Annotated in this window: 14 protein-coding genes; 12 read left to right on the forward strand and 2 right to left on the reverse strand. The window is 35.5% G+C overall.

All coding sequences use genetic code 11. From position 1 onward, the window contains the following. Positions 1–2: 2 nt before the first annotated feature. From MHH59_RS03345 to MHH59_RS03370, 6 genes are all read left to right on the forward strand, one after another. Positions 3–938 carry an ABC transporter permease subunit gene (locus MHH59_RS03345; RefSeq protein WP_002029798.1) on the forward strand — a complete coding sequence of 312 codons (936 nt, stop codon included), beginning with the start codon at positions 3–5 and terminating at the stop codon, positions 936–938. Between the two features lie 14 nt (positions 939–952). Then, positions 953–1,876 carry a ribose ABC transporter substrate-binding protein RbsB gene (gene rbsB / locus MHH59_RS03350; RefSeq protein ID WP_002125255.1) on the forward strand — a complete coding sequence of 308 codons (924 nt, stop codon included), beginning with the start codon at positions 953–955 and terminating at the stop codon, positions 1,874–1,876. A gap of 38 nt (positions 1,877–1,914) precedes the next feature. After that, complete coding sequence (fsa, locus tag MHH59_RS03355; RefSeq protein ID WP_000667669.1) at positions 1,915–2,562, forward strand: fructose-6-phosphate aldolase; 648 nt, start codon at positions 1,915–1,917, stop codon at positions 2,560–2,562. 299 nt (positions 2,563–2,861) lie between these two features. Next, positions 2,862–5,255, forward strand: a complete 2,394-nt coding sequence (gene inhA2, locus MHH59_RS03360) for a M6 family metalloprotease immune inhibitor InhA2 (RefSeq protein ID WP_002125257.1) — start codon at positions 2,862–2,864, stop codon at positions 5,253–5,255. 318 nt (positions 5,256–5,573) lie between these two features. Beyond that, positions 5,574–5,915, forward strand: a complete 342-nt coding sequence (locus MHH59_RS03365; protein ID WP_002125258.1) for a hypothetical protein — start codon at positions 5,574–5,576, stop codon at positions 5,913–5,915. Between the two features lie 16 nt (positions 5,916–5,931). Beyond that, entirely contained in the window at positions 5,932–6,261 is a 330-nt protein-coding gene (locus MHH59_RS03370) for a hypothetical protein (RefSeq protein ID WP_002125259.1), read from the forward strand. Between the two features lie 18 nt (positions 6,262–6,279). On the opposite strand, the gene MHH59_RS03375 is transcribed toward MHH59_RS03370, so the two are convergent. Further along, positions 6,280–7,434: an MFS transporter gene (locus MHH59_RS03375; protein ID WP_002125260.1), complete on the reverse strand. Its 1,155-nt coding sequence runs from the start codon at positions 7,432–7,434 to the stop codon at positions 6,280–6,282. Positions 7,435–7,660: 226 nt separating this feature from the next. Between MHH59_RS03375 and bdhA the strand changes: the two genes are divergently transcribed. From bdhA to MHH59_RS03405, 6 genes are all read left to right on the forward strand, one after another. After that, positions 7,661–8,713, forward strand: coding sequence for a (R,R)-butanediol dehydrogenase (gene bdhA, locus MHH59_RS03380; RefSeq protein WP_000645834.1), 1,053 nt, complete (start codon positions 7,661–7,663; stop codon positions 8,711–8,713). A gap of 118 nt (positions 8,714–8,831) precedes the next feature. Then, a complete protein-coding gene (locus MHH59_RS03385) occupies positions 8,832–9,176 on the forward strand; it encodes a potassium channel family protein (RefSeq protein WP_000948238.1) in 345 nt (114 codons plus the stop codon). A 264-nt stretch (positions 9,177–9,440) separates the two neighbouring features. Further along, complete coding sequence (gene cerA / locus MHH59_RS03390) at positions 9,441–10,292, forward strand: phospholipase CerA (protein WP_002029789.1); 852 nt, start codon at positions 9,441–9,443, stop codon at positions 10,290–10,292. A 76-nt stretch (positions 10,293–10,368) separates the two neighbouring features. After that, positions 10,369–11,370: a sphingomyelinase C gene (sph, locus tag MHH59_RS03395; RefSeq protein ID WP_340850826.1), complete on the forward strand. Its 1,002-nt coding sequence runs from the start codon at positions 10,369–10,371 to the stop codon at positions 11,368–11,370. Between the two features lie 113 nt (positions 11,371–11,483). Beyond that, positions 11,484–12,656 (forward strand): amino acid deaminase/aldolase, encoded by a 1,173-nt coding sequence (locus MHH59_RS03400; RefSeq protein ID WP_033731013.1) that lies wholly within the window; start codon positions 11,484–11,486, stop codon positions 12,654–12,656. Continuing rightward, positions 12,644–13,957: a D-arabinono-1,4-lactone oxidase gene (locus MHH59_RS03405; RefSeq protein ID WP_340850827.1), complete on the forward strand. Its 1,314-nt coding sequence runs from the start codon at positions 12,644–12,646 to the stop codon at positions 13,955–13,957. Before MHH59_RS03400 ends, MHH59_RS03405 begins: the two co-directional genes overlap by 13 nt. Positions 13,958–13,961: 4 nt before the next feature. Here the strand turns inward: MHH59_RS03405 and MHH59_RS03410 are convergent, their stop codons facing one another. After that, complete coding sequence (locus MHH59_RS03410; protein ID WP_002125268.1) at positions 13,962–15,116, reverse strand: VanZ family protein; 1,155 nt, start codon at positions 15,114–15,116, stop codon at positions 13,962–13,964. Positions 15,117–15,262 lie beyond the last annotated feature (146 nt).

Consider the following 15,262-nt stretch of genomic DNA (forward strand, 5'->3'; position numbering starts at 1 on the left):
ATATGGCTAAGAAGGGGAATGTATTACAACAACTTGGTTCTTTAATTGGATTAGTATTAATTATCGTAGTAATTACAGCTTTAAATCCAGCATTTATTGAAATTCCAAATTTATTTAATATACTGCGCCAAGTATCGATTAATGCACTCATTGCATTTGGAATGACCTTCGTTATTTTAACAGGGGGTATTGACTTATCGGTAGGTTCTATTTTAGCATTATCAAGTGCACTTGTTGCCGGAATGATGGCAAGTGGCATGGATCCGTTCCTTGCAATGGTAGTTGGATTGTTAGCAGGTCTTGCAATGGGGATTGTAAACGGTATCATTATTGCGAAGGGAAAAGTAGCTCCGTTTATTGCAACTTTAGCAACAATGACTATTTTTCGCGGGTTGACGCTTGTTTATATGGACGGACGTCCGATCACTGGTCTTGGTGATCATTTAATGTTCCAAATGTTTGGCCGTGGTTATTTCCTTGGTATTCCTGTGCCAGCCGTTACAATGATGATTGCTTTTGCAGTATTGTACTTTATTTTAAAGAAAACAACGTTTGGTCGCCGTACGTTTGCGATTGGTGGAAATGAAGAAGCGGCAGCTTTATCAGGTATTAATGTTACGAGAATTAAAGTAATGATTTACGGTCTTTCCGGAATTTTGGCAGCGCTTGCAGGTATTGTCTTAACATCAAGGTTAGATTCTGCACAGCCGACTGCTGGTACTTCTTACGAATTGGATGCAATTGCTGCAGTTGTGTTAGGAGGAACGAGTCTTTCAGGTGGAAGAGGATGGATTGTTGGTACATTCATCGGTGTGCTTATTATTGGTGTACTAAATAACGGTTTAAATTTATTAGGTGTATCTTCTTTCTTCCAACAAGTTGTAAAAGGACTTGTAATCTTACTAGCTGTACTAATTGATCGTCGAAAAGAAGCGTAATGGAGGCGCAATTCATGAAAAAATGGTTACTGATACTCGTTGCATGCATCATGGTAGTTACTGCTGGTTGTTCAATGGAACCACCAGAATGGGCAAAGGATTCTAGCGATAAAGGTCGAAATAAAACTATTAAAGTTGGATTTTCTGTTTCAACTTTAAATAATCCATTTTTCGTCACGTTGAAAAAAGGTGCAGAAAAGAAGGCAAAAGATAGCGGCATTGAATTAATTGCTGTTGATGCACAAAATGATGCGGCGAAGCAAACAAATGATGTTGAAGATTTAATTCAAAAAGGTGTCGATGTAATTGTTATTAATCCAACCGATTCAGATGCTGTTGCTTCAGCGGTAAGTGCAGCTAATGCAGCCAATGTTCCTGTTATTACAGTAGACCGGGTTGCGAATTCAGGTAAAGTTGTTTCTCATATTGCTTCCAATAATATAGAAGGTGGTCAAATGGCTAGTGATTACATTCGGGAGTTAGTTGGTGAAGGAACAAATGTTGCTGAGTTAGAAGGAATCCCTGGATCGTCTGCTGCTCGTGAGCGTGGGAAAGGATTCCATAACGTAGCTGATAAGTCTTTAAAAGTAGTAGCAAAACAAGCAGCTGATTTCGATCGTGCAAAAGGATTATCCGTTATGGAAAATATTTTGCAAGCAAATAGCGATATAAAAGCAGTGTTTGCTCATAACGATGAAATGGCATTAGGCGCAATTGAGGCATTGAAATCTGCTGGTAAAACAGATGTGGTTGTTGTTGGATTTGATGCAACAGATGATGCTGTAAAAGCGGTTAAAGATGGGCGTATGGCAGCAACAGTCGCTCAAAAACCAGAATTAATCGGAGAGAAGGCGATGGAAACAGCGAAAGAGATAACACAAGGTAAAAAAGTGGACAAATTTATTCCGATTGAATTAGAGCTTATTAAGAAAAAATAAATAAATATAAAATGAAAATTAGGAAGGAAGAATAACAAATGAAATTTTTTATTGATACAGCAAACATTAACGAAATTAAAGAGGCAAATGCATTAGGTGTAGTAGCTGGAGTAACGACAAATCCATCACTTGTAGCAAAAGAAGGCGTAGATTTCCATGAGCGTATTCGTGAAATTTGCAGCTTTATTGAAGGACCTGTAAGCGCAGAAGTAATTAGCTTAGAAGCTGATAAAATGATTGAAGAAGGGAAAGAGTTAGCAAAAATCGCTCCAAACGTTGTTGTAAAAGTTCCAATGACAACAGAAGGCTTAAAAGCAGTAAAAGCATTCTCAGATTTAGGAATTCGTACGAACGTTACATTAGTATTCTCAGCGGTGCAGGCATTACTTGCAGCTCGCGCTGGTGCGACATACGTTTCACCGTTCTTAGGTCGCCTAGATGATATCGGTCATAACGGTATGGACTTAATTCGCCAAATCGCAGAAATCTTTGCAATTCACGGCATTGAAACAGAAATCATTGCAGCATCTGTCCGTCACAGTGTTCATGTAACAGAAGCAGCATTAAACGGTTCACATATTGCAACAATCCCAGCAAACGTAATCGCTTCATTAGTGAAGCACCCATTAACAGATCAAGGAATTGAGAAATTCTTAGCTGATTGGGAAAAAACACAAGAGAAATAATACGAAATGGAGAACCCAAGTTTAATTAATTTGGGTTCTTTTTTTTGTTTGAAAGAATTTTCATGCAATTGTGCATATTGTCTTTTAAATTTTTAATATAAGCTATTTAATATATACAAATCACTCTTTATTTTTCACATTTCGACATAAAAAGATAGAGGGTCTGACCAGAAAACTGGAGGACATGATTCTATAACAGAAAGCTTATTGCTTATAGAATCATGTCTTTTATTATACAAGGGAGGATAGATTACGTATTTTTATCTGAAGTTTAAGATTGATACAAGGGGATGAGTAAAATGAGAAAAAAAGCGCCATTTAAAGTGTTGTCATCGTTAACGATCGCGACAATCATCGGATGCTCAGCTGTAATGAGTGCTCCGTTAGCATACGCAGAAACGCCAGCAAAAGAAAGTGTGTCTACAACACCAATTGATTACAATTTAATTCAAGAAGATCGTTTAGCGGAAGCACTGAAGGAAAGAGGAACAATTAATCCAGCATCTTCTAAAGAAGAGACGAAAAAGGCTGTAGAGAAATATATTGAAAAGAAACAAGGGGATCAGGCAAATAAAGAAATTCTTCCAGCGGATACTGCTAAAGAGGCATCTGATTTTGTGAAAAAAGTAAAAGAGAAAAAAATGGAAGAAAAGGAGAAAGTAAAGAAACCTGAAAAAAATGTTAGCCCTGAGCAAAAACCGGAACCAAATAAAAATCAATTGAATGGGCAAGTTCCAACTTCTAAAGCAAAGCAAGCGCCATATAATGGACCGGTTCGAAATGATAAAGTATTAGTATTACTCGTTGAATTTAGTGATTATAAACATAATAATATTGATCAAACGCCAGGGTATATGTATTCGAAAGACTTTAGTAGAGAGCATTATCAAAAAATGTTATTTGGTAATGAGCCGTACAAGCTATTTGATGGTTCGAAAGTAAAAACGTTTAAACAATATTATGAAGAGCAGTCTGGCGGTAGTTATACGACGGATGGATATGTAACCGAATGGCTAACTGTGCCAGGGAAAGCGTCTGACTACGGTGCTGATGGTAGTAGTGGTCACGATAATAAAGGACCAAAAGGCGCACGTGATTTAGTGAAAGAAGCTTTACATGCAGCTGCTGAGAAAGGGTTAGATTTATCTCAATTTGATCAATTTGATAGATATGATACAAATGGTGATGGAAATCCAAATGAACCTGATGGTGTAATTGATCATTTAATGGTAATCCATGCTGGTGTTGGTCAAGAAGCTGGTGGCGGTAAATTAGGTGATGATGCAATTTGGTCACATCGTTCAAAATTAGCAATAGATCCAGTAGCGATTGAAGGTACAAAATCAAATGTAGATTACTTTGGTGGAAAAGTAGCAGCGCATGATTACACAATTGAACCAGAAGATGGAGCAGTAGGTGTATTTGCGCATGAATTTGGACATGACCTTGGTTTACCGGATGAATATGACACGAAATATACTGGAACTGGTTCACCTGTTGAAGCGTGGTCATTAATGAGTGGAGGTAGCTGGACAGGAAAAATCGCAGGAACAGAGCCAACTAGTTTCTCACCACAAAATAAAGATTTCTTACAAAAAAATATGGGTGGTAACTGGGCAAAAATTTTAGAAGTAGATTACGATAAAATTAAGCGTGGTGTAGGAGTTCCTACATATATTGATCAAAGTGTTACGAAATCCAATCGTCCAGGCGTTGTACGTGTTAACTTACCAGGTAAAAGTGTTGAAACAATTAAACCGGAGTTTGGAAAGCATGCATATTATAGTACAAGAGGAGATGATATGCATACAACATTAGAAACACCATTCTTTGATTTAACAAAAGGAACAAATGCAAAATTCGATTATAAAGCAAATTATGAGTTAGAAGCAGAGTGTGATTTCATCGAAGTACATGCTGTAACAGAAGATGGAACGAAGACGTTAATTGATAGAGTTGGAGAAAAAGTAGTACAAGGAGATAAAGACACGACAGATGGAAAATGGATTGATAAATCATACGATTTAAGTCAATTTAAAGGGAAGAAAGTGAAACTACAATTCGACTATATTACAGATCCAGCTTTAACATATAAAGGTTTCGCGATGGATAATGTAAATGTAACAGTTGATGGACAAGTAGTATTTTCTGATGATGCAGAAGGAACATCTAAAATGCAGTTAAATGGATTCGTTGTTTCTGATGGGACAGAGAAGAAACAACATTATTATTATTTAGAGTGGAGAAACTATGCTGGATCAGATAATGGATTAAAAGCAGGAAAAGGTCCGGTGTATAATACTGGTCTTGTCGTTTGGTATGCAGATGATAGTTTCAAAGATAACTGGGTTGGGGTACATCCAGGTGAAGGCTTCCTTGGTGTTGTAGACTCTCATCCAGAAGCGTTTGTTGGTAATTTAAACGGGAAACCAGCGTATGGTAATACAGGCATGCAAATTGCAGACGCTGCCTTTTCATTTGATCAAACACCCGCATGGAGTGCAAATTCATTAACACGTGGACAGTTTAACTATTCTGGATTACAAGGTGTTACAACTTTTGATGATTCAAAAGTATATAGTAACAAACAAATTGCAGACGCGGGAAGAAAAGTTCCAAACCTTGGACTTAAATTCCAAGTTGTTGGACAGGCAGAGGATAAATCGGCAGGCGCTGTTTGGATTAAACGTTAATAACATAAAAGCACATTCTTCATATGAAGAGTGTGCTTTTTAATTTGTACATTAAGTTATTATTTTAGCTTATGTAATACAATTGTCTGTTCATATGTAGTGTATCAAATTATGTGGGTAAAGGAAATATTTCCGAGGAAATTGTCGAAGTATCGTCGGTATTTATACACTTTCTTTGTAGAAGAAGAAATGTAGTATTGCCTTTACAGTTTAATTTATTTACATTGTTATTTGGCTATACACAAAAGTGATATATTCGGCAATCAAAGAGCTCTATTCGATAGGGCTCTTTTTTATGGATAGAAAGGAGTGAACTAAATGAAAGAAATAATTGAATGTCCACAGTGTGAAGGGAATATTACTGCACAACATATTATTGATCTCCCGCATCCTTTTTCATTCAGGTGTCCACACTGTAAGGTGAAATTAAAAGAAATGAGGATCACACCATGTTTAATATTAGCGGCAATTTGTATAATTCCACTGTTTATTATGATTGGAGAGAGTATTAAGGAATTACTAGTAAAATATTTTTCTATTATAGATGATGTACCAACTGTACTTATTTTCTTCTTATTTTGTTATCCGTTGTATTATCTTTATGAAAAATATAATGCCATATTGTTTATTAAATACGGCTTGTTGAAAGTCAAAAGTTGAATAGGAGCTTATCATTATGTTGTGGAAAGTTTATTTAGTAATTATAGCGATATTAACTATAACTTCGCTAGTAAGAGGCATGTTCCAAACACTAATTCAAAAGTTTGATTTTGTGGTGACTATAATCACGTGGATTGGGCTATTTGGTTTTGTCTTTGATGTAGAGATAGTAACCCCACTCGTTTGGAAATGCATCTTCCTGTTTAGTGTTATTTGGACTTTGAGTGCCGTTTTTGTTTTACGTTTATATGAAGAGAAGGATGACCCGCTACCTTTTATATTCAAATTAATTGGTATTATCCCAACGCTGCCATTATATTACGGATTATATCAATATGCATTTTAAAAAAAGACAATGATGGAATTAACCCATCATTGTCTTTTTTACTTTGCTTCTTACAAAAATCATTCCAGCAAATGTTAACAAGAATGCAGTTCCGATAACGAAGCTGACGCTAGGCGATGCCCCGATTGCTCCGACTGTAAAGGAGCCAGCAACAACTCCTAATGAGAAGAAAGCATAAAACAATCCGAATGCTTTTCCGCGCTTATCATCTGTCGTATTTTCAACAAGTAATGCATTTATCGATGGGAAAAGGATAGCGAATCCAATGCCATAAATCATCATAACGATAAAGAGCATACCTTTTGTTGCGAATAATCCAAGTAAAGATAACGCGAATGCCATTACTGCAATCCCAATTAGCATGAGTTTTGAACGATTAAATCGATCGTAAATACGGTTTGTTGGTAGCAAGAAGAAGAGGATAGCGGTAATTCCGAATACACTTAACATCATGCCTGTTGTAGATGCTTTAAGCGCTAATGCCTCAACTTTCACTGGTAGCATATAAGTGACAATTCCTTGTGAGAACATTAGTGTGAAAGCACCAATATATGCTTGCAATAACGGTTCTGATTTCAATAGTTCAATCATATCTTCTTTGTTCATCATTTGTGTTCTTGAGGTATCTTTTCTTGATACGTTATTTGGTAAGAAGAATAGAGATACGATTGTACCAAGGACCATTAAAATAGAAATGGTGATGAACACCCACTCTATACCAGCAGTTGCTTTCATAATTCCACTGAAAGCCGGTCCTACAATTGCCGCTGTTCCAACAGCAGCACCAGATAGAGCCATTGCCTTACCTTGTCTTGCTGAATTTGTTTGTTTTGATAAAAACGTAAAGGCAGCAGGAATTAAAAATCCGTCACTAAAGCCGTGCATAAAGCGCACAACTAATAGTTGTTCACCACTTTGAACAACGGTGTATAACAAGACTATGAAACTCGTAAGTCCCATGCTTATATAAAGTATTTTTTTTGCACCAAATTTATCGACAGCAGCGCCAGCAATAATATTACCGATCATATTAGCGAATGAGTACATACCGACAACTAGCCCAATAATAAGAGGAGATCCTCCAAGACTTTGAGCGAACGTACTCATAATAGGTAATTGTGAAAATGTATCTAGAAACGCTACGATAACAATAAAGTAAATAAAATATTTCAAGCGACATTCACCTCTCCTATGCTATTATGGCATAATGCTAATTTCAACCGCAATGAAATTAGCATTAACAGATGTGGAAAAAAGTACAAAGTGACAAAATATTGAACGTTATTTGTTAAAATTTAGTGGAATTGAGATTGTTTTTTTGAAATATATGGATAGAAGTATTATAATAGATTGGTAAACTTCACCAGGTTAAGTATATACGTAGAGAGGGATGTATAAAATGAAAGCATTACTTTGGCATAATCAACGCGATGTACGAGTAGAAGAAGTACCAGAACCAACTGTAAGACCAGGAGCAGTTAAGATTAAAGTGAAATGGTGTGGTATCTGCGGAACAGACTTGCATGAATATTTAGCAGGACCTATTTTTATTCCAACAGAAGAGCACCCATTAACACACGTAAAAGCACCGGTTATTTTAGGTCATGAGTTTAGTGGTGAGGTAGTTGAAATCGGTGAAGGCGTTACTTCTCATAAAGTGGGAGATCGCGTCGTTGTAGAACCAATTTATTCTTGTGGTAAATGTGAAGCTTGTAAACATGGACATTACAATGTTTGTGAACAACTTGTTTTCCACGGTCTTGGCGGAGAAGGCGGCGGTTTCTCTGAATATACAGTAGTACCAGAAGATATGGTCCACCATATTCCTGATGAAATGACGTATGAACAAGGTGCACTTGTAGAACCAGCAGCGGTAGCAGTTCATGCAGTACGTCAAAGTAAATTAAAAGAAGGGGAAGCTGTAGCAGTATTTGGTTGTGGTCCAATTGGACTTCTTGTCATTCAAGCAGCTAAAGCAGCAGGAGCAACTCCTGTTATTGCAGTAGAACTTTCTAAAGAACGTCAAGAGTTAGCAAAATTAGCAGGTGCGGATTATGTATTAAATCCAGCTACTCAAGATGTACTAGCAGAAATTCGTAACTTAACAAATGGTTTAGGTGTAAATGTGAGCTTTGAAGTAACAGGTGTCGAAGTAGTACTTCGTCAAGCGATTGAAAGTACAAGCTTTGAAGGACAAACTGTAATTGTTAGTGTGTGGGAAAAAGATGCGACAATTACGCCAAACAATCTTGTACTAAAAGAAAAAGAAGTTATCGGTATTCTTGGATACCGTCATATCTTCCCAGCTGTTATTAAATTAATTAGCTCTGGCCAAATTCAAGCAGAGAAATTAATTACGAAAAAAATCACAGTAGATCAAGTTGTTGAAGAAGGATTTGAAGCACTTGTAAAAGATAAAACACAAGTGAAAATTCTTGTTTCACCTAAATAATAGAGAATAGTAAAAAGTAGCCCTTTTCTAGAAATAGAAGAGGGCTACTTTTTTTCTATACAGAAAGGTGATAGACTTTCCTTTAACTACAGGTATTTTGTTTGGAAGGGGAAGTCTAATGCTTTCATTTATGTTGACATTGAAACGGATGCTAAAAGCTTGTTTACGAGCGTGGAAAGATAAAGAATTTCAAGTATTATTCGTATTAACATTTTTAACATTAACATCTGGTACGATTTTTTATAGTACAGTTGAAGGATTACGTCCTCTTGACGCTCTATATTTTAGTGTGGTTACGTTGACGACTGTCGGTGATGGGAACTTTAGTCCGCAAACTGATTTCGGAAAGGTATTTACGATTTTATACATATTTATCGGGATTGGATTAGTGTTTGGATTTATTCATAAATTGGCAGTTAATGTGCAACTGCCAAGTATATTATCGAAAAGAAAAAAAGAGTAAAGCGGTTAATCGCTTTACTCTTTTTTTACATTAGTTTAGACAAGTATTTGCAGTAGCTTAACAATATTTTATTACAATGTAAGTGTATTCATTCATTATATTCACTATGTATAAAGTTATAATGATATGAACATTTGCATATTTTAATTTATTGATAGAAATTTTGTGAAAGGTGGGATATTCTAGTCATAGGTTAACCGGAAGACATCGTAGGATCCTAACAAAATATGAAAAATAATTCAATTATAAAATGGAGGATTTCAGATGAAAAAGAAAGTTCTTGCTTTAGCAGCAGCTATTACATTAGTAGCTCCGTTACAAAGTGTTGCATTTGCTCATGAAAATGATGGGGGAAGTAGAATAAACATAGTTCACCGCTGGTCTGCTGAAGATAAGCATAAAGAAGGCGTAAACTCTCATTTATGGATTGTAAACCGTGCAATGGATATTATGTCTCGTAATACAACACTTGTAAAACAAGATCAAGTTGCACTATTAAATGAATGGCGTACGGAGTTAGAGAACGGTATTTATGCTGCTGACTATGAAAATCCTTATTATGATAATAGCACATTTGCTTCACACTTCTATGACCCTGACAATGGAAAAACTTATATTCCATTTGCAAAGCAGGCAAAGGAAACTGGAGCTAAATATTTCAAATTAGCAGGTGAGTCATACAAAAATAAAGATATGAAACAAGCATTCTTCTATTTGGGGTTATCTCTTCATTACTTAGGGGATGTAAATCAACCGATGCATGCGGCAAACTTTACAAATCTTTCGTATCCACAAGGGTTCCATTCTAAATATGAAAACTTTGTAGATACGATAAAAGATAATTATAAAGTAACGGATGGAAATGGATATTGGAACTGGAAAGGTACAAATCCAGAAGATTGGATTCATGGAGCGGCAGTAGCTGCGAAACAAGATTACTCTGGCATTGTAAATGATAATACGAAAGATTGGTTCGTGAAAGCAGCTGTATCACAAGAATATGCAGATAAATGGCGCGCTGAAGTTACACCAATGACAGGTACGCGATTAATGGATGCACAACGTGTTACTGCTGGATACATCCAGCTTTGGTTTGATACGTACGGAAATCGTTAAATATTTGAAAAAGGTCAAATCTCAGAATAGAGTATTTGGCCTTTTTATCACTACACAGTACATGGAGGTATGAAACGTGAAAGGTAAATTGCTAAAAGGTGTACTTAGCTTTGGCATTGGTTTAGGAGCTTTATATAGTGGATCTTCAGCTCAAGCAGAAATGTCTATAAATCAAAATAATACATTAAAAGTGATGACGCATAATGTGTACATGCTATCAACGAACTTATATCCGAACTGGGGACAAAATGAGCGTGCTGATTTAATTGGGGCAGCGGATTATATGAAAAATCAAGATGTTGTTATATTAAATGAAGTATTTGATAATAACGCTTCAAATCGCTTATTAGGAAATTTGAAGAAAGAATATCCAAATCAAACGGCAGTATTAGGTCGTAGTAACGGAAACGAATGGGATAAAACATTAGGTAACTATTCATCTTCGACCCCTGAAGATGGCGGTGTAGCTATTGTAAGTAAATGGCCAATCATTGAAAAGATTCAATATGTATTTGAAAAAGGATGTGGGCCAGATAACTTATCAAATAAAGGATTTGTATACACAAAAATTAAGAAAAATGATCGTTTCGTTCATGTAATTGGGACACATTTACAAGCTGAAGATAATATGTGTGGACAAACTTCGCCAGCATCTGTACGTACAAAACAGCTACAAGAAATTCAAGAGTTTATTAAAAATAAAAATATACCAAATAACGAGTATGTGTTAATTGGTGGTGATATGAATGTGAATAAAATAAATGCTGAGAATAATAGTGACTCAGAGTACGCATCCATGTTCAAAACATTGCACGCTTCTATTCCATCTTATACTGGACATACTGCAACTTGGGATGCGACGACAAACAGTATTGCGAAATATAACTTCCCCGATAGCCCTGCCGAGTATTTAGATTATATTATTACAAGTAAGGACCATGCTAACCCATCGTATATAGAGAATAAGGTGTTACAGTCGAAATCGCCACAATGGACTGTTACGTCATGGCTCAAAGAATATACATATAATGATTACTCGGATCATTATCCAGTAGAGGCGACTATTTCTATGAAGTAGAGTAGCCTTGAAAAAGTTTCTTCGTAAAGAAGAAACTTTTTTTATTTGAAAACAGGAAAATCATTCTTTCTTTCCAATATGTATAAGACATATATAGAAGAGGAGAGAAAACTGTGGATAGAGGAATTTTTAAGGAAGTTCCATTACCGTGTGCATTTTTAGATGAAGTGGCTTTAGAGAGGAACATTCAATCGATTATAGAGTTAAGTGGAGATAAGAAGATTCGTATAGCGAGTAAATCATTACGCTCTGTTCCAATTATGAAAAAGATTTTGGCTGCAAATAATCGCTTTCAAGGTATTATGTGTTTTTCTCCTAGAGAAGCTTTGTTTTTAATTGAACAAGGATTTAATGATTTATTGCTCGGATATCCTGTTTATGATGAAAGAGCTTTACATGAAATTAGTTTGCTGACAAAGCAAGGGCACATTATAACTTGTATGGTGGATTGTGAAGACCATATTACTTATTTAGAAAAAATTGCTGAGAAGTCTAAAGGGTGTTTTCGCGTTTGTTTGGATATTGATATGAGTAGTCATTTTTTGAAATTTCATTTTGGTGTAAAAAGATCCCCGGTAAAAGATGTGCAGAGCGCTTTGAAAATAGTAGAAAAGGTGAAGGGCTCATCATATTTAATACTAGATGGTGTAATGGGATATGAAGCTCAAATTGCCGGGGTGGGGGATCATATACCGAATCAATGGATGAAAAGTAAAGCTGTTTCGTATTTAAAGAAGAAATCAGTGTTAGAGGTTAAAGAAAGAAGAGAACGTATCGTAAAAGAAATACAAAACCTTGGTATTGAACTAAGATTTGTAAATGGGGGAGGAACAGGAAGTATAAAAACAACTGAGCAAGATAACTCAGTTTCAGAGATTACTGTAGGATCCGCCTTTTACTCTCCTAAACTGTTTGACTATTATAAAGAAGTAAAATTTCAGCCAGCTGCCGGATTTGCTTTACCAGTTGTACGCAAACCGGCTCCTTTTATTTATACTTGCCTAGGTGGCGGATATATTGCCTCAGGTGCAGTTGGTAAAGATAAAGAGCCTGAGGTTTGGCGACCGGGTGGTGCAAAACTATTAGCTTTAGAAGGTGCTGGTGAAGTGCAAACGCCAATTTTTTATGACGGTGAGGAACGAGTAGCGATAGGAGATTCTATCTTGTTTCGTCATAGTAAAGCTGGAGAGTTATGTGAGCGTTTTCCTGTTTTGTATCGCATTAAACAAGGGGAAATCGTTGGAGAGTATTCAACATATCGGGGGGATGGACAATGCTTTCTATAAAGGGACAAAAATGGAGAAATTGGACAGGGAATGTAGAAGGAACACCGCATTATACGATGTATCCAAAAAGTATACAAGATGTAGTAGAAGTTGTGGGGCTTGCACGAAAAAAAGGAAAGAAAATTCGTGTTGTCGGTTCAGGGCATTCTTTTACACCTCTTGTGCAAACGGAAGAAATTTTAGTTTCTTTAGATGAATTGAAGGGCATTGCAAATATTGATGCAGAGAAGAAGGTTGCCGAAGTATGGGCGGGAACAAAGCTACATGATTTAGGGAAGTTACTTCAGGAAAAAGGTTATGCGCAAGAAAATTTAGGAGATATTGATTCACAATCTATTGCAGGAGCGATTAGTACGGGAACTCATGGGACGGGTGTTACATTTGGGAGTTTATCAACACAAGTTATAGAGATCACGGCAGTTTTATCAACAGGTGAGAGTATAGTTTGTTCAGAAACCGAGAACGCCGAATATTGGAAAGCATTTCAGTTGTCGCTTGGAATGCTAGGTATCATTGTAAAGATAAAATTGAAGGTTATCCCAGCGTATTCGCTTGTTTATGAAAGTGAAAAACAATCATTGTCTACTGTAATGAACAAACTAGAAGAATATAAGAAGAATCGTCATTTTGAATTTTTCGTTTTTCCTTATTCAGATGAAGTACAAGTGAAATTTACAAACGAAACAACGAGTAAAGAAAGTGATTTGATATGGCATAAACTAAAGGTGGAGTTACTTGAAAATAGGATGTTCTCTTTATTATCTAAAGGGTGTAAATGGTTTCCTTCTATAAGTAAAGGAGTAAGCCGATTATCAGCTAAGGCTGTACCGAACACGAAAATAATTGGACCAAGCTATGAAGTGTTCGCTACATCACGTACAGTTCCATTTTATGAAATGGAGTACAGTGTCCCTTCAAAGTATATGAGGGCTGTTGTAGAAGAAATTTCAAATCTTATTGAAAAGAAAAAGTATAAGGTGCACTTCCCGATTGAATGCCGCTACGTGAGAGGTGATGATATATGGCTCAGTCCAGCATATGGAAGAGATTCAGCGTATATAGCTGTTCATATGTATAAAGGTATGAAGTATGCCGCTTATTTTGGTGAAGTGGAGAAAATTTTTTTAAAGTATGAAGGGCGCCCACATTGGGGGAAAATGCATACGTTAACGTACGAAAAATTGCAAAATATATATCCAGAATTGCATTCGTTTCTAAAAGTGAGGAAGTCACTAGATGAAACAGGAATATTTTTAAGCCCTTATACAGAAAAGTTATTTACGATTATGAAAAAAAGCTGACAAATTAGTATTTGTCAGCTTTTTTAAGTGTAATTGCATTTCTTGTATGACTAATACGCTCGTAAAATAGTAATTTATCACTGCTAAATACATGTAATAAAACATGAATAATAAATAGCCCGTTAATTACAAATTGGAATAACAGTATAACTAGTAATACTAAAGGCTCTGTATGATTTAAAATAGAGCTACTAGAAAGAATGTAATTGATTCCACCTAAAATGAAATAGAATATACCATAACGAATGAATAATTCTTTTAGTGTAATACGCTCTGCTTGTCCTTTAATGTAAATACGAAGCAACGCTTTCCCTATTGTTCTTCCATTTGTAAAATATGGGATGATAATAAAGTAAATTAAGATTGAACATGTAATGAAAAGGAGTTCGTATACATTTGTGTAAGATTGGATATTAGAAATGAAGAAAGAATTTCCTTTGTTTTTAATGACAGGTACAACGATAGATAAGAAAATCCAATCAATTTGCATCGCGATAAGGCGACGAACGAATCCGACTGGTTTCGTTTCCAAATCAATACGACTATCTAACTCGTTTGCTTTCGGAAGGAAGTACGTAAATATTGGTGCAATGATAAAACCAATTACGCCACCTAGTGTATTTAAAAACAAATCATCGATATCAAATAAGCGATATGCACAATTATAAATACCATATAGTCCAGTCACTTGTGTTAGCTCGAAAAATAGTGAAAGACAAAAAGAAATACAAATAGTCTGTAAGAAACTACGTCGGAAATAATAACGTAAGTAAATACCAAATGGAACGGTTAATAGAACGTTAAATGCAACTTGTAAAAATGCAGATTCTTTTAATAAGTAGAAATAAGTAGCTGGTTTCGTTAAAATTGCTGATGTATGATTACCAATCTCTTGTATGAAATAAAATGGTGAGAGTTGCATGTGCTGTGTATTAGCCGGTTGTAGGCTACAAGTATCATACGTTTGTGGTAATGGCAAAATAACAAGAAAATAGGCATTTAATAAGTAGAGTAATAATGAGTATAAAATAAATGAGCGCCATTTATTTAAATAACCGTATTTTCGATAATTAAATATTAAAAAAGGAATTAAGAGAAACATTGCTAAAATAGGAAATAAAATAAATGCTGTTTTTACTGGAAATAAATATGCAGTCAAAATGAAGCTCCTTTCAATGAAAATTCGTTTATCATTATAGCGCTAAAAGGAGTTTAAAACAAAGTTAAAATATTTCGAAATAGAAAGAATTACAAATTTTATCGGAATTAAGTTATACTAAATCTAATATAAGGATATTGTGATTA

The sequence above is a fragment of the Bacillus sp. FSL E2-0195 genome (genome assembly GCF_038003645.1).
Lineage (GTDB): Bacteria > Bacillota > Bacilli > Bacillales > Bacillaceae_G > Bacillus_A > Bacillus_A mycoides.

What these genes read in the sequence shown, in the direction of transcription:
- rbsB (WP_002125255.1), top strand. Translation starts at nt 953, where the DNA reads ATGAAAAAATGGTTACTGATACTCGTTGCATGCATCATGGTAGTTACT.
- cerA (WP_002029789.1), top strand. Translation starts at nt 9,441, where the DNA reads ATGAAAAAGAAAGTTCTTGCTTTAGCAGCAGCTATTACATTAGTAGCT.
- MHH59_RS03365 (WP_002125258.1), top strand. Translation starts at nt 5,574, where the DNA reads ATGAAAGAAATAATTGAATGTCCACAGTGTGAAGGGAATATTACTGCA.
- MHH59_RS03345 (WP_002029798.1), top strand. Translation starts at nt 3, where the DNA reads ATGGCTAAGAAGGGGAATGTATTACAACAACTTGGTTCTTTAATTGGA.
- bdhA (WP_000645834.1), top strand. Translation starts at nt 7,661, where the DNA reads ATGAAAGCATTACTTTGGCATAATCAACGCGATGTACGAGTAGAAGAA.
- MHH59_RS03385 (WP_000948238.1), top strand. Translation starts at nt 8,832, where the DNA reads ATGCTTTCATTTATGTTGACATTGAAACGGATGCTAAAAGCTTGTTTA.
- fsa (WP_000667669.1), top strand. Translation starts at nt 1,915, where the DNA reads ATGAAATTTTTTATTGATACAGCAAACATTAACGAAATTAAAGAGGCA.
- MHH59_RS03405 (WP_340850827.1), top strand. Translation starts at nt 12,644, where the DNA reads ATGCTTTCTATAAAGGGACAAAAATGGAGAAATTGGACAGGGAATGTA.
- inhA2 (WP_002125257.1), top strand. Translation starts at nt 2,862, where the DNA reads ATGAGAAAAAAAGCGCCATTTAAAGTGTTGTCATCGTTAACGATCGCG.
- MHH59_RS03370 (WP_002125259.1), top strand. Translation starts at nt 5,932, where the DNA reads ATGTTGTGGAAAGTTTATTTAGTAATTATAGCGATATTAACTATAACT.